Source organism: Luteimonas soli (assembly GCF_042648865.1).
GTDB lineage: Bacteria > Pseudomonadota > Gammaproteobacteria > Xanthomonadales > Xanthomonadaceae > Luteimonas > Luteimonas soli.
This window is the reverse complement of the sequence record NZ_JBHRYA010000007.1, coordinates 1,081,282-1,101,478: the sequence shown is the minus strand read 5'-3', so window position 1 is coordinate 1,101,478 and position 20,197 is coordinate 1,081,282. Positions and strand designations below refer to the sequence as shown.

Sequence of the window (20,197 nt, the reverse complement as noted above, 5' to 3'; positions counted from 1 at the left end):
CCATTGGTCAAACCATCGCAGGGAGAGCATGCATGAAAACCACCATCGCCCCGATCGTCCTGGCCGTGCTTGCATCGTTGCCATGGACCGCGCAGGCCGTGCCCCAGGAACCGACCGAGCGCAAACCGACTGCTACGTTCAGCACGCCGGAAAAGCCGGTGGAAGGCCGGATGGTGCTGCGCGATACGACCAGCGAAGTGCTCGCCACCCAGACCCAGGGCCTGCTCGCCGCGCGACCGGACGTCCGCTGGCGGATCATCGGTGAACGCGCCCGGGCCGAAGGTCGCAACAAGCAGGCCTACTTGAGCTTCCGGCGTGCCGCACGCCATGGCGACAAGCAATCGCAGTCGGTCCTCGCGCACATGCACCACGACGGCTCCGGCGCGGCGCGCGACCCCCTGCTGGCATTCGCCTGGATGGCCGTCGCCGCCGAGCGCGGCGACCGCACCTACACCCGGCTGCGTGACAGTTACTGGCGACAACTCGATGCTGACCAGCGCGCGGACGCCAAGGCTTGCGCGCGCGAATTGCGCGCCGAGTACGGCGACGCCGCAGCGCTGCCGCGACTGCAGCGCAGCATTCGCCTGGCGCGTCACCAGGCCACCGGCAGCAGGCTCGGCTATGCGGGGATGCTGGAAGTCACAGCGACCGATGGCAACGGCGATACCCGTGGCGCTTCGCTGTCAGGCGCTGATTACTATGACGAACGATACTGGCGCAGCATGCAGCCCGCGACGAAAGATGCAGCCACCGTAGCCGACAACCTCACGGACGGAGCATCGAATGGACAATGATCCGGGCACCGGCAATCCCAGCCTGGCAATCATCCGCGGGGCCACGCGCCGTTCCGCGCTGGCCGCGGCGATACTGCCCTTCCTGCTTTGCATGCCTGCGTTCGCCGTGGCAGCGCAGGCAACCCAGACCCGCGTACTGACGGCGCAGCCGCCGCCCGACCGCGCCGTCGCCGGCAACTACATCGGCGAACCCGGCATCCCCCCGGAAATGCTGACCTCGGGATTCCTGACCGCGCACCCCGACATCCGCTGGCGGCGCGAAGCCTCGTACTCCTACAACCGCAAGGAGTACGATATCGCGATGGACCAGTTCCTGCGCGCCGCGCGCTACGCCGACAAGCCCTCGCAGGCGATGATCGCCGAGATGTACTGGAAGGGCATGGGCGTTCCGCAGGACCGCGAACTCGGCTACGCCTGGATGGACCTGGCCGCCGAGCGCATGTATCCCAATTTCGTGATCAAGCGTGAGCGCTACTGGCAGCTGCTCGACGCAGACCAGCGCCGCAACGCGATCGAGCGCGGCCAGCAGCTGCTGGCCGAGTACGGCGACGACGCCGCCAAGCCGCGGCTGGCGAAGGTCCTGCGCCAGGCCAGGCGCGAGACCACGGGCAGCCATGCCGGCTTCGTCGGTGGCGGACTGAAGATCATCCCGATGACCGGGCCGCTGGCCGGCACCGGGATCACGATCTCGCCGGAGGAGTACTACGCGCCGCGGTTCTGGAATCCGGCCGAATACTTCACCGCCCAGGACGCCGAATGGGGCTCGCCGAAGCGCGGCCACGTCGATGTCGGCGAGCTCCAGAACATCGCGCCGAACGTCGACGAAACCTCGCCGGAGCCTGAGCCCGCAGCGGAACCCTGATCGACTCCGGAGCAGTTGCCTCGCTTCGCGAAGAACGTCCTTGCGCAGGCGCGGCGGAGCGGCGCGACGACCGGCGCCGTGCTACGGCGCGCCCTGGTTCGCGTCGCCACCCAGCACCTGGCGCAGGAACGGCACCGTGATCCGCCGCTGCTCGGCCAGCGAAGCGCGATCGAGCTGGTCAAGCAGCCTGGCCAGGCTCGACAGGTCGCGATCGACCCGGCGCAGCAGCCAGTCGATCGCGGCTTCGTCGATCGCCAGCCCGCGACGGCGCGCGCGCAGCCGCAGCACTTCGCGGCGGCCATCGTCGTCCAGCGGCGACAGCGCGATACGCGTGCACTGCGACAGCCTCGAGCGCAGGTCAGGAAGTGCCAGCGGCAAGGCATCGGGCGCGACGCGAGCGGTGTAGAGCACCGCGATGCCGGCATCGCGCGCGCGGTTGTGGAAATCGAACAGCGCGTGCTCGTCCTCGCGGCCGCCGGCGATGGCGTCCAGTCCGTCGAGTGCGATGAAGGGGTTGTCGTGCAGCGCATCGAGCGCCTCGCGCAGCCGTCCCGCCGCGGCCGCGAGCGGCAGGTAGGCGCTGCGGCGCCCGTCGCCTTCGACCGCCGCGCAGGCGGAAAGCGCAAGATGCGTCTTGCCCGAGGCCGGCGCGCCGAACAGGTACAACCAGTCGCCGGAACGCCCGGTCGCCAGTGCCTCGACCTGCGCCAGCGCCCCCGACGGCGCGGCAACGAAGCCGTCCAGGCGCTGGTCGGGCGGATAGCGCAGCGCCAGCGGCAGCTGCGCGGCCGCCGGGGCGCCCGGACGGCTCACGCCTTGCCTTCGCCTTCGTCGTCGCTGTCGGCGGGGACGATGATGCCGCCACCGCTGACACGTTCGGCGCCTACGCCGGGCGCCGGGGACTGTCCGGCATACAGCCGGCTCTGGGTGTAACGCGCGTGCGCGTAGCGCAGCAGCACGTTGGCCACCGCCGCCACCGGCAGCGCCAGCAGCATGCCGAGGAAGCCGAACAGCTGCCCGCCGGCCAGCACCGCGAAGATCACCGCGACCGGATGCAGGCCGATACGGTCGCCGACCAGCTTGGGCGTGAGCCAGTAGCTCTCGATCACCTGGCCGATGCCGAACACCGCCAGCACGCCGGCCACGTGCTTCCAGTCGCCGTGCTGCACGAGCGCTGCAATCACGCCGAAGATCACGCCGCTGGCCGGCCCGAGGTAGGGCACGAAGGTCAGCAGGCCGGCGACGATGCCGATCAGCAGGCCCAGGTCGATGCCGATCGCCCACAGGCCGAAGCCATACATCGCGCCCAGGATCAGCATCACCGTGAACTGCCCGCGCAGGAAGCCGCCAAGCATGTCGCTGGATTCCTTCGCGAGCCGCGACGCGGTGCCGAGGTGGTCGCGCGGCACCAGCGACGCGACGCGTTCGACGAACACGTCCCAGTCGCGCAGGAAGAAGAACGTCAGCACCGGGATCAGCACGACGTTGGCGACCATCGCGAACACCGCGAAGCCCGAGCGCGACAGGTAGCCCAGCGCCGTGGTGGCGACCCCGCCTGCGCGCTCCCAGTGCACGCGCAGCTGCTCGATCAGGTACTCGGGGTTGAGCCAGGTCGACAGATCCAGCCGGGTGCGCTGCTCCAGCCACGGGATCGCGGTGTCGACGAACCAGTCGCGGTAGTTCGGCAGCGAGTGCACCAGGGTGGCGATCTGCCGCTGCAACGTCGGTACGAGGATCAGCAGCGCCAGCGCCAGCAGCAGCGCCATCAGCGCGAATACCAGCACGACCGCCGTATTGCGCGAACGGCCGGCGCGCTGCAGGCGGTCGACCAGCGGATCGCCGAGCCAGCCCAGCAGCGCGGCGACGACGAACGGCGTCAGCACCGGCCCCATCAGCCACACCAGCCAGAGCACTGCCAGCGCCACCAGCGCCCACTGCAGGCGCCTGAAGAAACGGGCGATGTCGTTGACGGCGGTGTCGTCCATGGGCCGCGGGCTCAGAGCAGCTGGAAGACGGCGGGCGCGACCACTTCACCGGGCACGGTCTCGTCGCCCTCGACCGGCGCGCCCACTTCCAGCAGCACGTCCTCGTCGACCATGCGGCGGAAGCCCGGCAGGCCGGTGAGCAGTTCGAGGTCGACCTCGAGCCCCTGCGGCGTCGCGCTCAGCGGCGTGATCCCGCGCACCACCGACATGCCCTGCAGCAGCGCCGACAGCCGCACGTAGTCGGCGCCGTCGTTGATCCCGGTAAAGGTGACGCGATACTTGCCCGGCGGGCCGGCCGGGCTGCGCTTGGCGTAGCGCTTGGTCAGCGCGTCGGCCGCGCCGTCGGCGCCGCTGGCCATTGCCCGGCGCGCGTCGCTCTCGCTGTCGCTCCACCTCGACAGCACGCGGCCGTTGTCGACGAAGATCCAGTCGGCGGTCCAGCCGCCCTTGTTGCGATAGAGCTTGCCGATCAGCTGCATCGGCGGGCTGTAGCGCGACGACAGCCGCGTGATGGCGGCAGTGTCGCCGCGCCAGATCGCGCCCACGGCCGCCTGCTCGGCGGCGCTGCCCGACGGCAGGCCCAGGCTGTAGCCGCGCTGCTTTGCACGCTGCAGCACCGAGCGGGCGACGTTGTTCTGCGCCAGCGCCACCAGGCGCGGGCCGGAACCGTCGTCGATCGCCAGCCACAGCACCGGCTTGGGCCGTGGCGCCGGCCACACCGGCAGGCCCAGCGCCGAGGCGAGCGCGTCGATGTCGTCCTCGCGGAAGCGCACGACCAGCTTGGTGGTGTAGCTCGGTGCACCGCTGGCGGACACGCCTTCGTCCTGGCGGTAGTCGTAGCCGTCGACGTAATCCGCGGCCCGGCGCAGTTCGCGGCCGACGCCCGGCTTGCCGGCCGCGCCGCGGTCGCCGGACAGTTTCGCCAGCACCTCGGCCAGCGCACGCGAGAAACCGGCCTTGCGCTCGGCCTCGTTCTGGCTGTTGACCGGCACCTCGGCCGCATACAGGCCGCGCGCGACGGCGCGGTCGCCTTCGACGCGCTGCGCCTGGGCGCCGGTTGCCGCCAGCATCGTCGCCAGCAACAGGCCCGTCGCCCATGCCCACCGGTTCCGGATTGTTCGCTGCATCGTTCGGTCCTGCCTGCACGCCAGCGGAAATGGTGCCACAAAGGCGCGCCGCGGATTCCCCCGGTCGCGGTGTACCGGCCTGAACGGGCCAACGCCTGCGAGGCTGCCAGGCCGTCGCGACTGCTAAAATCGCGGCTTTCCCCGCCCAGCGAGTCGTCGTGACCGGCCAGACCCCTCCCGCACCCGCTCCGATGACCTATCGCGAGGCCGGCGTCGACATCGACGCGGGCAACGAACTGGTCGAACGCATCAAGCCCCTGGTCAAGCGCAGCTTCCGCCCCGAGGTGATGGGCGGGCTGGGCGGGTTCGGCGCGCTGTTCGACCTGTCCGGCAAGTACCGCGAGCCGGTGCTGGTATCGGGCACCGACGGCGTCGGCACCAAGCTCAAGCTCGCCCAGCAGCTCGGCCGCCACGACACGATCGGCATCGACCTGGTCGGCATGTGCGTCAACGACGTGCTGGTGCAGGGCGCCGAACCGCTGTTCTTCCTCGACTACTTCGCCACGGGCAAGCTCGACATCGACACCGCGGCCGCCGTGGTCGGCGGCATCGCGCGCGGCTGCGAGCTGGCCGGCTGCGCGCTGATCGGCGGCGAGACTGCGGAGATGCCGGACATGTACGCGGCCGGCGAGTACGACCTGGCCGGCTTCACCGTCGGCGCGGTGGAGAAATCCGAACTGCGCGACGGCGGCCGCGTCGAAGCCGGCGACGTGCTGCTGGGCATCGCCTCCAGCGGCCCGCATTCGAACGGCTACTCGCTGATCCGCCGGATCTTCGATCGCGCTGGCCGACCGGGCGACCTGGACCTCGGCGGCGTGCTTCTCGAAGACGCGCTGATGGCGCCCACCGCGCTGTACGTCAAGCCGGTGCTGGAACTGCTGCGCGGCGGCAACGGCGCCTCGATCCACGCCATGGCCCATGTCACCGGCGGCGGCCTGACCGAGAACATCATCCGCGTCGTCCCCGACGGCCTGGGCCTGGAGATCGAAGCTTCCGCGATCGTGCTGCCGCCCGTGTTCGACTGGCTGCAGCGCGAGGGCGCGGTGATGGATGCCGAGATGTGGCGCACCTTCAACTGCGGCATCGGCTTCGTGCTGGTCGTCCCGGCCGCGGCCGTGGGCGCGGTCGAGTCCGACCTCGACCGGCTCGCGCTGTCGCACCGGCGCATCGGTGAAGTGGTCAAGGCCGACGGTGGTGACCGTGTCCGCATCGGCTGACCGTTCGCCCGGCTCCCGACTCCCGACTCACGATTCCCGGCCGCCCTACCGCATTGCCGTCCTTGCCTCCGGGCGCGGCAGCAACCTGCAGGCGCTGATGGACGCGATCGCCGAAGGCACGCTAGAGGCCGACATCGTCGGCGTGTTCTCCGACCGCTCGAAGGCCGTCGCCCTGCAGCGCGCGCGCGATGCCGGCATCCCGGCGCGGTCGCTTGCCCCGAAGGCGTTCGCCAGCCGCGCGGAGTTCGACGCGGCCCTGTTCGCGGCCGCGGACGAAGCGCGACCGGACCTGATCGTCTGCGCCGGCTACATGCGCCTGATCGACGCCGCGGTGGTCGACGCCCGCCCCGGCAGGATCATCAACATCCATCCCTCGCTGCTGCCGGAATTCAAGGGCCTGCACACCCACCAGCAGGCGCTGGATGCTGCCGCAACCGAACACGGCGCCAGCGTGCACTTCGTCACCGCCGACCTCGACGGCGGCCCGGTGATCGCGCAGGCGCGCGTGCCGGTGCTTCCGGGCGACGACGCCGATACCCTCGCCGCGCGGGTGCTCGAACGCGAGCACCCGCTGCTGGTGGAGACCGTGCGCTGGCTCGCCGCCGGCCGCATCGCGCTTGCTGAAGATGGCATTCAGGTCGACGGGGTCGCGAGCCCGCCGCTTCAGCTGGCAGCCAACCGACGCTTTGCATGATGGCGCCCCGATGAACAAGCTCCCCCTTCTCGCACTGCTCGCCGCGCTCGCGTGGCCGGCCGCCCACGCCCAGGACGCCCCCGCGTCGCAGCCGGCGCCGGCGCAGCCCGCCGCCGTGGACGACGCCCCGGAACAAGCCCCGCGCCCCGAGCTGGAACCCTTCGTGGCCACCTACGAGGCCTACAACAAGGGCGACCTTGCCGGCAACGCGACGATGAAGGTCGTGCACAACGGCGGGGCGCAGTGGCGCGTCGACCTCGGCATCAAGGGCAACCGCGGCTTTGCCGGCATCCTCGGGCTCAACATCCAGCAGAGCACCGTGTTCGACGACATCGGCGGGCAGTTCCGTCCGCTCACCCAGAGCACGGTCCGCAAGGGCCTGTTCCTGGGCAAGAAGGTCAACGGCGTCTACGACTGGGACACGCACACCGCGCAGTGGCAGGGCAGCATCAAGGAGGAACGCACCCAACCCATCGCACTGCAGGACGGCGACATGAGCGGCCTGCTGATCAACCTGGCAGTGATCCGCGACGCACGCCCCGGCGCGCGCCTGCAGTACCGCTTCGTCGACGGCGGCCGCGTCCGCGACCACATCTACCAGGTGGCCGACGAGACCGAGACGGTCGAGGTCGGCGGGCTGAGCTACAGCGCGATGCGCGTTTCACGCGTCAACGGCGGCAACGATGAGACCATCTTCTGGGTCGTCAACGGCGTCCCCACGCCGGTGCGCATGCTGCAACGCGAAGATGGCCGTGATGGCATCGACCTCCGACTGATCGAATACCGGGGAACCCAATGATGAAGGCCTTCCGCATGAACAAGCCCCTCCTGTCCGCAGCCGCGCTGCTGCTGTTCGCCAGCACGCCCGCGCTCGCAGTCGAACCGTTCACCGCCAACTACCAGGCCAGTTACATGGGCCTGAACGGCACCGGCAAGATGACGCTCGAATCGCAAGGCAACGATCGCTGGAAGTACACGCTGAGCATCGGCAGCGGCGCCATCAAGCTCGACCAGAGCACGGTTTTCGAGGACCACGACGGCGAGTGGCGGCCACTTTCGGGCACGGACTCGTCGCTGCTGCTGATCAAGAAGACCGACAAGAAGGCGACCTACGACTGGGACAAGGGCGTGGCCACGTGGAGCGGCGACGTCAAGCCCGAGCGCGCCGGCCCGGTGAAGCTGCAGGCAGGCGACGTCGACGCCCTGCTGCTCAACCTCGAACTCGCACGCGACGTCCAGGCGGGCGAGCCGCTCGACTACCGCATGGTCGACGACGGCCGGGTCAAGTCGATGACCTACAAGGTCGCCGGCAAGGACGAGATCACCATCGGCGGCAAGACACACACGGCAACCAAGGTGTCGAACCGCGATGGCAACAAGGAAACCATCGCCTGGGTCGTCGACGGGATCCCGGTGCCTGCGCGCATCCTGCAGCGCAAGGATGGCAAGGACGAGATCGATTTGCGGATCCAGTCGGTGCAGTAGCACGCCAGCGCGCGTTGGCGGTTGGAGCTCTTGCTCAAGCCCCTGAAGATCCAACCGCCCAAACCGCAAACCCGAAGGGCGCCCGTGGCGTCCAGATATTCAGAAGCAGGAGCGGATTCAACGTCGTAGGGCGGGTCTTGACCCGCCATTCCACGCGCGGACGCAGGCGGGTCAAGACCCACCCTACAGTCGTCGATTCAGTCGGCTTTTTCGAAACTCGTCGTGCAATCGACGCGGATCGGTTCCCCGTCCTCCTGCCCGCGCCAGTGGAAACTCTGGCATCGGCGTGCGCCCTCCTGCGTGGTGCGCACGGTGACCGCGTACCAGGACTGCAGCGTTTCCTGCGTTGACACGCGGCCGTCGCCGTTCCAGTCCATGTCCTGCGTTTCGATCCCGGCCGTGAACGCCAGGCCGGCATACCACGCGTAACCCGAGTACAGGACCAGCAGCGCGAGCGCGCCGAACAGCAGCTTGCGCCGCAGCGGGAGTCCCGGTGGCCGGCCGGCGGGTTGCATCAGTCGACGCGCCGGATCTTCGCGCCCAGCCCCGACAGCTTGCGCTCGATGTTCTCGTAGCCGCGGTCGAGGTGGTAGATGCGGTCGATGACGGTCTCGCCCTCGGCGACCAGGCCGGCGAGGATCAGCGAGGCCGAGGCACGCAGGTCGGTCGCCATCACCGGGGCGCCGCTGAGCGTGGGCACGCCGGTCACGGTGGCGCGGTTGCCTTCGACGTGGATCTCGGCGCCCAGGCGCACCAGTTCCTGCACGTGCATGAAGCGGTTCTCGAAGATCGTCTCGTCGATCACGCCGACGCCTTCGGCGATGCAGTTCATGGCCATGAACTGCGCCTGCATGTCGGTGGGGAAGCCGGGATGCGGCGCGGTGACGATGTCGACCGCCTTCGGCCGGCGCCCGCGCATGTCGACGGTGATGCTGTCGCCGCGGCTGCCGACGTCGGCGCCGGCTTCGACCAGCTTGTCGAGCACCGCGTCGAGGGTGCCGGGGCGCGCGTGGGTGGCGGTGACGCAGCCGCCGGTCATCGCGGCGGCCACGAGGAAGGTGCCGGTCTCGATGCGGTCGGCGACGACGCGGTGGCGGCCGCCGTGCAGGCGCTCCACGCCGTGCACGACGATGCGCGCGGTACCAGCGCCTTCGATGTCCGCGCCCAGCGCCACCAGGCAATCGGCCAGGTCGACGATTTCAGGTTCCTTCGCGGCGTTCTCGATGACCGTGGTGCCTTCGGCCAGGGTCGCGGCCATCAGCACGTTTTCGGTGGCGCCGACGCTGACGATGTCGAAGGCCACCTTGCCGCCGCGCAGGCGCGGCGCGCTGGCCTTGATGAAGCCGTGCTCGACGGTGATCCGCGCGCCCAGCGCTTCGAGCGCCTTGATGTGCAGGTCGACCGGGCGCGAGCCGATCGCGCAGCCGCCGGGCAGCGAGACTTCCGCCGCGCCATACCTGGCCAGCAGCGGGCCGAGCACCAGCACCGAGGCGCGCATGGTCTTGACCAGTTCGTAGGGCGCGACGTGGCTGCGCACGGTGCGCGGATCGACCTGCAGGTCGGCGCCGTCCGCGACGATGATCCCGGCGCCCAGTTCGGCCAGCAGGCGCAGCGTGGTCTTGACGTCGTGCAGGTCAGGCACGTTGGCGATGGAGACCGGCTCGTCCGCCAGCAGGGTCGCGCACAGGATCGGCAGCACGGCATTCTTGGCGCCCGAAACGGCGACCTCGCCTTCGAGCGCGATGCCGCCGCTGACGATGATCTTCTGCATCAGCCTTCCGCCCCGCCTTGCTGGGGAGCATGTTCTTCCGGAGTCAACGTGCGCAGCGCCAGCGCATGGATCTCGCCGCCCATCAACTCGCCGAGGGTGGCGTAGACCAGCCTGTGCCGGGCCAGCGGCAGCTTGCCCCGGAAGGCGTCGGAGACGACCAGCGCCTCGAAGTGCACGCCGTCGTCGCCACGCACCGCGACGCGCGCGCCGGGCAGGCCCTGTTCGATCAGTTGCTGGATGGTATTGGTGTCCAACGCGGAAATCCTCGTGAAGCCTGCATGAGCAGGTCGCCGGCCGCGGCTGGCCCAAACGGGCTTTTGCGCCGCGAAGCGCATAAAATGAGCCGATTAGCCTAACGGAAAGGCCCCGGCTTCGATATGGCCGACAGCGCAACACCTTCCATCGACGATGCAGCGCTGGCCGCCAGCGGCCGCCGCGTCCTCGACACCGAGGCCCGCGGCCTGGACGCGGTCGGCGCCCGGCTCAACGGCGACTTCTCCCGCGCCTGCCGGCTGCTGCTCGCCTGCCGCGGCCGCGTGGTCTGCATCGGCATGGGCAAGTCCGGGCACGTGGCGCGCAAGATCGCCGCCACCTTCGCCTCCACCGGCACCCCGGCGTTCTACGTGCATCCGGGCGAGGCCGGACACGGCGACTTGGGCATGATCACCGACGCCGACGTGGTGCTCGCGCTGTCGTACTCCGGCGAATCCGACGAGATCCTGATGCTGCTGCCGGTACTCAAGCGCCAGGGCAACCCGCTGGTGGCGATGACCGGGCGCGAACAATCGACGCTGGCGCGCGAAGCCGACGTGCACCTGGACGTGAGCGTGCCGGCCGAAGCCTGCCCGCTGCACCTGGCCCCGACCTCCAGCACCACCGCCTCGATGGCGATGGGCGACGCGCTGGCGGTGGCGCTGCTGGAAGCGCGCGGCTTCACCTCCGACGACTTCGCCCGTTCGCATCCGGCCGGTGCGCTGGGCCGGCGCCTGCTGCTGCACATCCGCGACGTCATGCACGCCGGCGACGAAGTGCCACACGTTGCCGCCGACGCCTCGCTGGCCGATGCGCTGCTGGAAATGAGCCGCAAGCGCCTGGGCATGACCGCGATCGTCGACGGCGACGGCCGCCTGCTCGGCCTCTACACCGACGGCGACCTGCGCCGCACGCTGGCCGATCCGGCCATCGACGTGCATCGCGCGCGCATCGCCGACGTGATGACGCGGTCCCCGGTCGCGATCGAAGCCGATGCGCTGGCGAGCGAGGCAGCGCGGCTCATGGAGGACCGCAAGATCACCATGCTGCCGGTCCTCGACGACGAACGCCGCGTCGTTGGCGCGCTGAACATTCACGACCTGTTGCGGGCGCGGGTGGTTTAAGGGCCGGAGGCCGGGGACTCCGGATTCGAACAGCTTGGACCGCGTGGCAAACCCTGCCATCGCATCGCACGACACCAGAACACGGACACGAAGCCAACCGCATGCCGAACCAGGACATCCCCGCCGACATCATCGACCGCGCTGCGAAGATCCGCCTGGCGTGCTTCGACGTCGACGGCACGCTGACCGACGGGCGGCTGTGGTTCGACGCCGACGGGCGCGAGGCCAAGGCCTTCAGCGTGGTCGACGGACAGGGCCTGGCACTGCTGCGCAAGTCCGGCATCGAGGTCGCCTTCGTCACCGCGCGCAACAGCGCCGCCGCCGCGCACCGCGCGCGCGACCTGGGCGTGCGTTCGTGCGTGGGCGTCGGCGACAAGCTCGCCTGCGTCGAAGGCCTGGCGACCGAACTGGGCATCGGCCTGGAGCAGGTGTCCTTCATGGGCGATGACCTGCCCGACATCCGGATCATGCGCGCGGTCGGCCTGGCGGTCGCGCCGGCCAGCGCCCACGCATGGACGCTCGAACGCGCGCACTGGCGCACCGCGGCGCGCGGCGGTGAAGGCGCGGCGCGTGAACTGTGCGACCTGCTGCTGTCGGCGCAGGGTCACGTGGACGCGCTGCTGGCCGCGGTGGACGCGCCATGAGCTGGCGCGGCGTCCTGACCCTCGTCCTGCTCGCCGCGGCCATCGTCACCGGCTGGTCGGCCTGGCGCCAGCGCGCCGAGCCGCCCGCCACGACCACTGCCACCGCGCGCCCGGACTACGTGCTGCACGACTTCGAACTGGTCGCGCTCGACAAGCAGGGCAAGGAAGCATTCACCATGCGCGCGCCCGAGCTCACCCGCAGCCCCGACGACAAGACGCTGTCGATCGCCACGCCGCTGTTCCTGATTCCCGATGCGGAAGGCGAGCGCTGGGAGCTGCGATCGAAGACCGGCTGGGTCGCCGCGGACAACAGCGAGGTGCGCCTGCGCGGCGACGTGGAGGCCACCAGTCCGCCGTCGGACCCGCGCCCGACCGTGATGAAGACCGAACAACTGAACGTATTCCCCGACAAGGACGAAGCCAGATCGCCCGTTCTGGTGACCGTCACCAGCCCCGCCTCTACAATGCAGGGCACCGGGATGCGGGCCGACCTGGCCACCAACCGCATCGAACTCCTTTCCAAGGTCAACATGAGCTATGAACCGACGCGCCGCTAGCACGCTGCCGCTCCTCGCCGCACTGGCTTGCGTGGTCGCGGGCGGGGCCTGGGCCAAGTCCTCGGATCGCAACCAGCGCATGAACGTCACTGCCAACAGCTCCGACTGTTCGGTCGACGAGTCCAAGCCGTGCATCCTGTCCGGCAACGTCCACATCACCCAGGGCACGCTCGACATCCAGTCGGCGAAGGCCGATGTCCGCCGCGGCGGCGGCCAGCAGGTGATCAAGCTCACCGGTTCGCCGGTGAAGATGAAACAGCAGATGGACGACGGCGGCTGGATGAATGCCACCGCGGCGCAGATCGACTACGACCAGAACCGGGACACCGTGGTATTCAGCGGCAACGCCGTGGTCAAGCAGCCCGGGCGCGGCAGCATCTCCGGCGAGCGCATCGTCTACAACATGGCGACCGGCCAGGTGCAGAGTGGCGCCGCGGCCGGCGGCGGGCGCGTCAACATGACCTTCGAGCCCAAGAACAAGGCCCCGGCCGGCGCCGACAACAAGGCCGGCGACGCCGAACCGCCGAAGCAGGACGACGAGTAATGCTGGTCGCCAAGGGACTGCGCAAGCGCTACCGCTCGCGCGAGGTCGTGCGCGACTTCGGCCTGACGCTCGATGCCGGCGAGGTCGTCGGCCTGCTCGGCCCGAACGGCGCCGGCAAGACCACCTGCTTCTACATGATCGTCGGCCTGGTCCCGGCCGACGCCGGCGAGATCGTGCTCGACGGCCGCGACATCACCGCCGAGCCGATGTACACCCGCGCCCGCCTGGGCGTCGGCTACCTGCCGCAGGAGCCGTCGGTGTTCCGCAAGCTCAGCGTCGCCGACAACATCCGCCTGGTGCTGGAGCTGCGCGAAGACCTCGACCGCAACGCGCGCGAGAGCGAACTGGCCAGCCTGATGGACGAACTGCAGGTCGGCCACGTGTCCGAGCAGATCGGCGCCAGCCTGTCCGGCGGCGAGCGGCGCCGGGTCGAGATCGCCCGCGCCCTGGCCGCCAATCCGCGCCTGATGCTGCTCGACGAGCCCTTCGCCGGCGTCGACCCGATTTCGGTCGGCGAGATCCAGCGCATCGTCCGCCACCTCAAGAACCGCGGCATCGGCGTGCTGATCACCGACCACAACGTCCGCGAGACCTTGGGCATTTGCGACCGGGCGTATATCCTCAGTGAAGGCGGCGTGCTCGCGCAGGGGGCTCCGGACGCGCTGCTGGCCAATCCGGACGTGCGTCGCGTCTACCTGGGGGATTCGTTCCGCCTGTAGCCGTACGCCGTTTTGCCACGGTCGCGCGGGGAGCGCTGCAGGGGAAGATGAAACCACGCCTCCAGACATCGCTGGGCCAACAGCTCGTCCTGACGCCGCAGCTGCGCCAGGCGCTGCACCTGCTGCAGCTTTCGGCGCTGGAGCTCGAGGCCGAGATCAACGACGCGGTCGAGAGCAACCCGCTGCTGGACTGGGACGAATCCGAGCCGCTGCAGGTGACCGACGGCAGCGGCGAGGCGAAGGACGCCGGCGAGGGCGACGCGAAGGACGCCGAATTCCGCGAAGACGACTGGAACCCCGCCGGCGAGGCGTGGCAGGAGTCGCGCGGCTGGAGCGGCGACGACGACGGCGATGCCGCCGAGCGCATGGTGCAGACCGACTCCCTCCAGGACCACCTGTCGTGGCAGCTGCACCTGACCCAGATGTCCGAGCGCGACCGCCGCATCGGCCTGATGCTGATCGACGCGATCGACGACGACGGCTACCTGCGCGAACCGCTCGATGCGATCGCCCAATCGCTGCTGCCGGAGATCCAGTGCACCGCGGACGAGGTGCTGCCCGTGCTGCACCAGGTCCAGCGCCTGGACCCGGTCGGCGTGGGCGCGCGCGACCTGGGCGAATGCCTGGTGCTGCAGCTCGACAACCTGCCCGACGACACCCCCGGGCGCACGCTGGCGCGGCGCATCGCCGTCGACCACATCGACCGGCTGCCCAGGATCGGCATCGAAGGCGTCGCCACCGAGCTCGGCTGCGACCTGGAGCAGGCCGAACAGGCACTGGCGCTGCTGCGCTCGCTCGACCCGCGCCCCGGCGCGCAGATCGGCGACCTGCCGGCCAACACCTACGTCACGCCCGACTGCGTGATCACGCGCCAGCAGGGCATGTGGCGCGTGGCGCTGGCCAACGAGCGCCTGCCGCGGCTGACCATCCACCGCGGCTACGAGCAGATGATCGGGCACGCCGGCGCCAGCGACGCCGGCTACCTGCGCGGCCGCCTGCAGGAGGCGCGCTGGCTGCTCAAGAACCTGGCCCAGCGCGGCGAAACCCTGCTCAAGGTGGTGCAGTGCCTGGTCCGGCAGCAGTCCGGGTTCCTGGAGTTCGGCCCCCAGGCCCTGCGTCCGCTGACCCTGCGCGAGGTGGCGGCCGAGGTCGGGCTGCACGAATCGACGATCTCCCGCGCGATCTCGCGCAAATACGTGCGCACGCCGCGCGGGACGATCCCGCTGCGCGCCTTCTTCGCCTCGGGCATCGGCACCGAGGGCGGCGGCGAGGCGTCGAGCATCGCCATCCAGGAAATGATCAAGCGCCTGATCGAGGCCGAAAACCCGCGCAAGCCGCTGTCGGACGCGCGCCTGGCCGAGACCCTGAAGACCGCGGGCGTCCCGGTGGCGCGGCGCACGGTGGCCAAGTACCGCGAACTGCTCAACATCCCCTCCTCGCACGAGCGCATCCGGGTCGCCTGAGCGCCGCGGGGCGCAGCCTGAACCTTCCCGCCGCCGGCACGCTGGGTTAACCTGTTTTTATCCCTTGAATGCATCGTTCGGGCGATGCTGGGGTACCCGGCACGATCCGCCGGAAAATCCAGGAGGTGGCGAATGCGTATCGATATCCACGGCCATGAGATCAAGGTGACCGCGGCCCTGCGCGACTATGTCGAGAGCAAGTTCGAGCGCCTGTCGCGGCATTTCGATCAGCCCTTCGAGATCCGCACCCAGCTCGGCCTCGACAAGCCCAACCACCGCGCGGAGGCGACGATCAACCTCTCCGGCCAGATCCTCCACGCCGACGCCAGCGCCGTCGACATGTACGCAGCGATCGACCTGCTGGCCGACAAGCTCGACCGGCTGCTGCTCAAGCACAAGCAGAAGATGGTGGACAACTACCGCCGCGGCGAGAGCATCGCGCGCAGCGGCGAATTCACCTGACCCATCCGCCCGGTCCGGTCCCATGCCGCTTGCCGACCTGCTCACCGCCGAGCGCATCGTGATGCTGACCGAACCGGGCGACCGCGACCGGGTCCTCGACGCCGCCGCGCGCCTGCTCACGGACGCCTCGCCGGCCATGACCGCCGCCATCGGCGCCGCGCTGCGCGAGCGAGAATCGCTGGGCAGCACCGCGATCGGCCATGGCGTGGCCATCCCGCACGCCCGCAGCAACGCCTTTTCCACCGCGCGTGGCGCGTTCCTGAGGCTCGAACACCCGATCGATTTCGGCGCCCGCGACCATGCGCCGGTCGACCTGGTGTTCGCGATGAGCGTGCCGGAGCACTCGTCGCAGCAGTACCTGGAGATCCTGTCGGAACTGGCCGAACGCTTCTCCAGCGACGGTTTCCGCGACGCGCTGCGCGATGCCCCCGACCTCGATGCGCTGCGCAGCCGGTTGTTCGGCAAGCCGCTGCCGACGATGACGGTCAGGCCGTGATGAACGCCAGCATCACAGCCGCCGACCTGTTCGAACAGATGCGCGAGCGCCTGGGGCTGCACTGGATCGGCGGCCAGCAGGGCGAATCGCGGGTGCTCGAGGCGGTCGACACGGTGGCCCGCCGGCCGTCGCTGGCCGGCTACCTCAACACCATCTATCCGAACAAGGTGCAGATCCTCGGCACCGAGGAGCTGTCCTGGCTGGACTCGCTCGACTCGCGCCAGCGCTGGGAAATCATCGAGCGGCTGATGCGCTACCGGCCGCTGGCGATGGTGATCAGCAAGGACCAGCGCTGCCCCGACGACCTGGTGGAAGCGGCCGAGGAATCGGGCACGCCGCTGTGGGGTTCGCCGCGCCGCGGCCATGAACTGCTCAACCACCTGCAGTACCACCTGGCGCGCAAGCTGGCGCCGCGGGTGACCCTGCACGGGGTGTTCATGGAGATCTATTCGATCGGCGTGTTGATCACCGGGGAGTCCGGCTCGGGCAAGAGCGAACTGGCGCTCGAGCTGCTCTCGCGCGGCCACCGCCTGGTCGCCGACGACGCGCCGGAGTTCACCCAGATCGCGCCGGACGTACTCGACGGCACCTGCCCTGAATTGCTGCAGGACCTGCTGGAGCTGCGCGGCCTGGGCGTGCTCAACATCCGCGAGATGTTCGGCGACACCGCGGTGAAGCGGAACAAGTACCTGCGCCTGGTCGTCCACCTCACGCGGCCGCAACTGGAACCGCAACCGGCCAGCGGCGACGGCATGGAGCGCCTGACCGGCGACCTCGGCCAGCGCCGCGTACTGGACCTGGACGTACCGCTGATCACCCTGGAAGTGATGCCGGGCCGCAACCTGGCGGTGCTGACCGAGGCGGCCACGCGCATGCACATCCTGCGCGCGAAGGGCGTCGACCCGGCGGCGGCGTTCATGGCCCGGCATTCCCACTTCCTGGAGCGCGGGACGCCATGAGCGAGGCGACGGAAAACGACGGCAAGCCCCTCCTGCTGGTCGTCAGCGGGCTGTCGGGCAGCGGCAAGTCGGTGGCGCTGAAGACCTTCGAGGACCTCGGCTTCTATTGCGTCGACAACCTGCCGGCCGAACTGCTGGGCAGCTTCGTGCGCAGCGTCACCGAAGGCGACAGCGCGCCGCGCAAGCTGGCGGTCGGCATCGACGTGCGCAACCGCCACGGCGACCTGGCCAGCCTGCCCGAATGGCTGTCGGAAGTCGGCGCGATGGGGCTGGACCCCAAGCTGGTGTTCTTCGACACCAGCGACGCGGTCCTGCTCAAGCGCTACGCCGACACCCGCCGCCGGCACCCGCTCAGCCACCTGGGCCTGGCGCTGGCCGACGCGATCGCGCTCGAGCGCCAGGTGCTCAAGCCGCTGCGCGCGCTGGCAGACGTGACCATCGACACCAGCGACCTCAACGTCCACCAGCTTCGCCGCCGGGTCACCACCGACCTCAACCTGGACTTGGACACCTCGCTGTCGCTGCTGTTCGAATCGTTCGCCTACCGCCGCGGCGTGCCGGCCGACGCGGACTTCGTGTTCGACGCGCGCGTGCTGCCCAACCCGCACTGGGACCCGAGGCTGCGGCCGCTGTCCGGGCGCGACCGCGACGTGGCCGAATACCTCGATGCGCAGCCGGACGTCCGCGACTACGTGGCCCAGGTCAGCGGCTTCCTCGACCACTGGCTGCCGCGCCTGAAAACCGATACGCGCAGCTACGTCACCGTGGCCTTCGGCTGCACCGGCGGCCGCCACCGCTCGGTCTACCTGGCCGAGGCCTTCGCCGCGCACGCGCGCGACCAGGGCTGGCCGGACGTGGCCACCTACCACCGCGAGCTCGACTGACCCGAACCCGCGGCACCTCGATGAGGCCGAACGGCCACGGCTGCCCCCATCGGCCGGTTCGTGCGACCATGCCCGCGGCACGCATCGCTCCGTCCGGGGCGGCGCGGCATCCATCGACAGGGGGAAATCCATGACTCAGGGCATTTCCGGCGCGCTCGCCGGACGGGCTTGGTTTGCGCATCTGGTCCTCATCGCCGGCATGGCGTTCGCCGGCGCCTCGCCCGCCGCGAGCCTCGCGCCCGAGCGCCTGCCCGCGATCCAGGCGGCCACGTTCGAAGTCGTCGCCGCCAAGCCCGTGGACGACCCGCTGACCTACGAGAAACCGCTGCCGCTCGACCTGCTGCCCTTCCAGCAGCGCAACGACAAGTACTACTCGATCGGCACCGCCTTCTCGATCGGGGACGGACGCTACGTCACCGCGGCCCACGTCCTGATGGCCGGCGCCAACAGCCTCTGGGGACCTCCAGCGCTGCGCGACAACGGCGGCGAGGTCTATGCCATCGACAAGGTCGTCAAGTTCTCGATGCAGCAGGATTTCGTGGTCTTCACCCTGGCCGAGCAGCCCGGTTCCGGCGTGCTGGAAATCAACACCGGCGCAACCGCGGGCCAGACCGTGTACTCGGTCGGCAATGCCTACGGCACCGGCGTGGTGCTGCGCGACGGGCTCTATACCTCCGACACGCCGGAGCAGCAGGACGGTCGCTGGAACTGGGTGCGCTTTTCCGCGGCGGCCTCCCCCGGCAACAGCGGCGGCCCGCTGCTGGACCAGGACGGCAAGGTGATCGGCGTGGTGATGGCCAAGTCGCCCAACGAGAACCTCAACTACGCCCTGCCCATCGGCCTGCTGATGGACGCGCCCGAGGGCGTGGCCGACATCGACGTGCGCACGGGCTACCAGTTCGACGTCTTCGACAGCACGCTCAGCGGCACGCTCAAGGAGCGGTTCGCGCTGCCGCTGCCGCTGGATGCGTTCTTCGACACGGTCATGCAGCGCTCCGGCGCCTATTTCGACAGCCAGCTGGCGGCCTTGCTGGAGCAGCAGCGCGAGCGGCTGTTTCCCAACGGCGAGGGCTCGACCCGGCTGCTGCACGAGATCGCCGACATGGGCGACTTCCCCAAGGTGATCGCACGCAACAGCAACGGCGCCTGGGTGCTCGCCGGCAACGAGAACGGCACGCTGCGCCTGTCCGCCAACGGCTACCTGTCCTCCGGCGCCTTCGGCAGGAGCATGCTGTTCCACCTGCGCAGGCCCGACGACATTCCCGCCGACGCGCTTTACTCGGACCCCGCGGTGGCGATGGACCTGCTGCTGAAATCGGGATTCATCAAGCGCCCCGTGGGCAGCGACAACGTCATGGTGACCTCGCTGGGCAAGCCGGTCCTGGACACGGCCCACACCGACGCATGGGGCCGCCGCTGGCAGGTCTGGGAGTGGCCGCTGGCCTACGCCAACTCGCGGCTGGTGGTGCTCGCGCTGCCGGTGCCGAACGGCTATGTCGGGCTGGTGCGCTTCGGCACTTCGGTGCAGGCGTACGACCAACTCATCAACGCCAAGGCCCTGGCGGACTTCATCTACGTCAACTACGACGGCACGCTGGCGCAGTGGCGCGACTACCTGGGGCACGGCAAGCTGCACCCCGCCGCGCTGGCGGACATCGACATCGATTTCGAATACGGCAAGCGCTTCCGCTACGCCTCCCCGCGCCTGGACGTGGCAACCACGCCCGGGCTGCAGCCGATCGAGCCCGACAGCGTGCTGACGCTGGGCTTCGCGTTCTTCCGCGACGGCGGCAAGGTGACGTGGGACGTGGGAGAGCTGTGGATGTCGGCGAGGGCAAACGATCCCAACTACATCATGGTCGTGCGCGAACAGGAGCCCGCCGCCTCGATGGGTGACGAGGATCGCAACGATTGGGATCGCGTGCTCGGTCGCCGCCATCCCTACAACGCCATCGCGCGCGACGCGGAAGACAGGACCCGGATCACCGCCGTCGTCGACGCGCCCGCGGCGAGCGGCCCCGGCGTGCTGTACACCGCGCATTACGTGCAGGAAGGCAAGCAGTCGCAGGAGGCGATGAAGGCCGGGGTCGACCTGCTGCTGGACGGGATCGAGGTCCACGAACACTGAAGGCCGCGCGCCGCCGGGATCCCGGCGGCG

General features: G+C 69.8%; 23 protein-coding genes. 17 read left to right on the top strand and 6 right to left on the bottom strand.

The features are described 5' to 3' along the window. The first annotated feature begins 32 nt into the window (after positions 1–32). Complete coding sequence (locus ACFONC_RS12460) at positions 33–794, top strand: hypothetical protein (RefSeq protein WP_386744498.1); 762 nt, start codon at positions 33–35, stop codon at positions 792–794. Continuing rightward, positions 784–1,656: a sel1 repeat family protein gene (locus ACFONC_RS12455; protein ID WP_386744497.1), complete on the top strand. Its 873-nt coding sequence runs from the start codon at positions 784–786 to the stop codon at positions 1,654–1,656. The genes ACFONC_RS12460 and ACFONC_RS12455 overlap by 11 nt, the downstream gene beginning before the upstream one ends. Positions 1,657–1,737: 81 nt before the next feature. Here the strand turns inward: ACFONC_RS12455 and hda are convergent, their stop codons facing one another. From hda to ACFONC_RS12440, 3 genes are read right to left on the bottom strand one after another with little or no spacing between them, the layout of a single operon-like run. Next, positions 1,738–2,469 (bottom strand): DnaA regulatory inactivator Hda, encoded by a 732-nt coding sequence (gene hda / locus ACFONC_RS12450; protein ID WP_386744496.1) that lies wholly within the window; start codon positions 2,467–2,469, stop codon positions 1,738–1,740. After that, positions 2,466–3,641 (bottom strand): AI-2E family transporter, encoded by a 1,176-nt coding sequence (locus ACFONC_RS12445; protein WP_386744494.1) that lies wholly within the window; start codon positions 3,639–3,641, stop codon positions 2,466–2,468. The genes hda and ACFONC_RS12445 overlap by 4 nt, the downstream gene beginning before the upstream one ends. An 11-nt stretch (positions 3,642–3,652) precedes the next feature. After that, positions 3,653–4,768, bottom strand: a complete 1,116-nt coding sequence (locus ACFONC_RS12440) for a DUF2066 domain-containing protein (protein ID WP_386744492.1) — start codon at positions 4,766–4,768, stop codon at positions 3,653–3,655. A 158-nt stretch (positions 4,769–4,926) separates the two neighbouring features. Here ACFONC_RS12440 and purM point away from each other — a divergent pair, with 158 nt between their 5' ends. Genes purM through ACFONC_RS12420 form a run of 4 tightly spaced genes read left to right on the top strand, consistent with a single transcriptional unit; the run spans position 4,927 to position 8,164 of the window. Next, a complete protein-coding gene (gene purM / locus ACFONC_RS12435) occupies positions 4,927–5,985 on the top strand; it encodes a phosphoribosylformylglycinamidine cyclo-ligase (RefSeq protein ID WP_386744490.1) in 1,059 nt (352 codons plus the stop codon). A 52-nt stretch (positions 5,986–6,037) separates the two neighbouring features. Then, positions 6,038–6,679 (top strand): phosphoribosylglycinamide formyltransferase, encoded by a 642-nt coding sequence (gene purN, locus ACFONC_RS12430; protein WP_386744671.1) that lies wholly within the window; start codon positions 6,038–6,040, stop codon positions 6,677–6,679. Between the two features lie 10 nt (positions 6,680–6,689). Next, a complete protein-coding gene (locus ACFONC_RS12425; protein WP_386744488.1) occupies positions 6,690–7,478 on the top strand; it encodes a DUF3108 domain-containing protein in 789 nt (262 codons plus the stop codon). A 14-nt stretch (positions 7,479–7,492) separates the two neighbouring features. Beyond that, positions 7,493–8,164 (top strand): DUF3108 domain-containing protein, encoded by a 672-nt coding sequence (locus tag ACFONC_RS12420; RefSeq protein ID WP_386744486.1) that lies wholly within the window; start codon positions 7,493–7,495, stop codon positions 8,162–8,164. 197 nt (positions 8,165–8,361) lie between these two features. Here ACFONC_RS12420 and ACFONC_RS12415 read toward each other — a convergent pair whose 3' ends face one another. Genes ACFONC_RS12415 through ACFONC_RS12405 form a run of 3 tightly spaced genes read right to left on the bottom strand, consistent with a single transcriptional unit; the run spans position 8,362 to position 10,189 of the window. Further along, the gene (locus ACFONC_RS12415) at positions 8,362–8,679 is read right to left on the bottom strand and encodes an EF-hand domain-containing protein (RefSeq protein ID WP_386744484.1); all 318 of its coding nucleotides are present in this window, start codon (positions 8,677–8,679) and stop codon (positions 8,362–8,364) included. Then, positions 8,679–9,935 (bottom strand): UDP-N-acetylglucosamine 1-carboxyvinyltransferase, encoded by a 1,257-nt coding sequence (gene murA, locus ACFONC_RS12410; RefSeq protein WP_386744482.1) that lies wholly within the window; start codon positions 9,933–9,935, stop codon positions 8,679–8,681. The genes ACFONC_RS12415 and murA overlap by 1 nt, the downstream gene beginning before the upstream one ends. Further along, positions 9,935–10,189 carry a BolA family protein gene (locus ACFONC_RS12405; protein WP_386744480.1) on the bottom strand — a complete coding sequence of 85 codons (255 nt, stop codon included), beginning with the start codon at positions 10,187–10,189 and terminating at the stop codon, positions 9,935–9,937. The genes murA and ACFONC_RS12405 overlap by 1 nt, the downstream gene beginning before the upstream one ends. A 123-nt stretch (positions 10,190–10,312) precedes the next feature. Between ACFONC_RS12405 and ACFONC_RS12400 the strand changes: the two genes are divergently transcribed. From ACFONC_RS12400 to ACFONC_RS12350, 11 genes are all read left to right on the top strand, one after another. After that, positions 10,313–11,311: a KpsF/GutQ family sugar-phosphate isomerase gene (locus tag ACFONC_RS12400; RefSeq protein ID WP_386744478.1), complete on the top strand. Its 999-nt coding sequence runs from the start codon at positions 10,313–10,315 to the stop codon at positions 11,309–11,311. 101 nt (positions 11,312–11,412) lie between these two features. After that, entirely contained in the window at positions 11,413–11,955 is a 543-nt protein-coding gene (locus ACFONC_RS12395; RefSeq protein WP_386744477.1) for a KdsC family phosphatase, read from the top strand. Beyond that, positions 11,952–12,512, top strand: coding sequence for an LPS export ABC transporter periplasmic protein LptC (lptC, locus tag ACFONC_RS12390; protein ID WP_386744475.1), 561 nt, complete (start codon positions 11,952–11,954; stop codon positions 12,510–12,512). The genes ACFONC_RS12395 and lptC overlap by 4 nt, the downstream gene beginning before the upstream one ends. Then, complete coding sequence (gene lptA / locus ACFONC_RS12385) at positions 12,493–13,056, top strand: lipopolysaccharide transport periplasmic protein LptA (protein ID WP_386744474.1); 564 nt, start codon at positions 12,493–12,495, stop codon at positions 13,054–13,056. Before lptC ends, lptA begins: the two co-directional genes overlap by 20 nt. Beyond that, positions 13,056–13,775, top strand: a complete 720-nt coding sequence (gene lptB, locus ACFONC_RS12380) for an LPS export ABC transporter ATP-binding protein (RefSeq protein ID WP_386744472.1) — start codon at positions 13,056–13,058, stop codon at positions 13,773–13,775. Before lptA ends, lptB begins: the two co-directional genes overlap by 1 nt. Before the next feature lie 47 nt (positions 13,776–13,822). Next, complete coding sequence (locus ACFONC_RS12375; protein ID WP_386744470.1) at positions 13,823–15,238, top strand: RNA polymerase factor sigma-54; 1,416 nt, start codon at positions 13,823–13,825, stop codon at positions 15,236–15,238. Positions 15,239–15,370: 132 nt separating this feature from the next. After that, positions 15,371–15,700 carry a ribosome hibernation-promoting factor, HPF/YfiA family gene (gene hpf, locus ACFONC_RS12370; RefSeq protein ID WP_386744468.1) on the top strand — a complete coding sequence of 110 codons (330 nt, stop codon included), beginning with the start codon at positions 15,371–15,373 and terminating at the stop codon, positions 15,698–15,700. A 22-nt stretch (positions 15,701–15,722) separates the two neighbouring features. Beyond that, positions 15,723–16,196, top strand: a complete 474-nt coding sequence (locus tag ACFONC_RS12365; RefSeq protein ID WP_386744466.1) for a PTS sugar transporter subunit IIA — start codon at positions 15,723–15,725, stop codon at positions 16,194–16,196. Then, positions 16,196–17,155, top strand: a complete 960-nt coding sequence (hprK, locus tag ACFONC_RS12360; protein WP_386744464.1) for an HPr(Ser) kinase/phosphatase — start codon at positions 16,196–16,198, stop codon at positions 17,153–17,155. The genes ACFONC_RS12365 and hprK overlap by 1 nt, the downstream gene beginning before the upstream one ends. Then, complete coding sequence (rapZ, locus tag ACFONC_RS12355) at positions 17,152–18,039, top strand: RNase adapter RapZ (protein WP_386744462.1); 888 nt, start codon at positions 17,152–17,154, stop codon at positions 18,037–18,039. The genes hprK and rapZ overlap by 4 nt, the downstream gene beginning before the upstream one ends. A 130-nt stretch (positions 18,040–18,169) precedes the next feature. Continuing rightward, positions 18,170–20,167, top strand: a complete 1,998-nt coding sequence (locus tag ACFONC_RS12350) for a S1 family peptidase (protein ID WP_386744460.1) — start codon at positions 18,170–18,172, stop codon at positions 20,165–20,167. Positions 20,168–20,197: the final 30 nt, after the last annotated feature.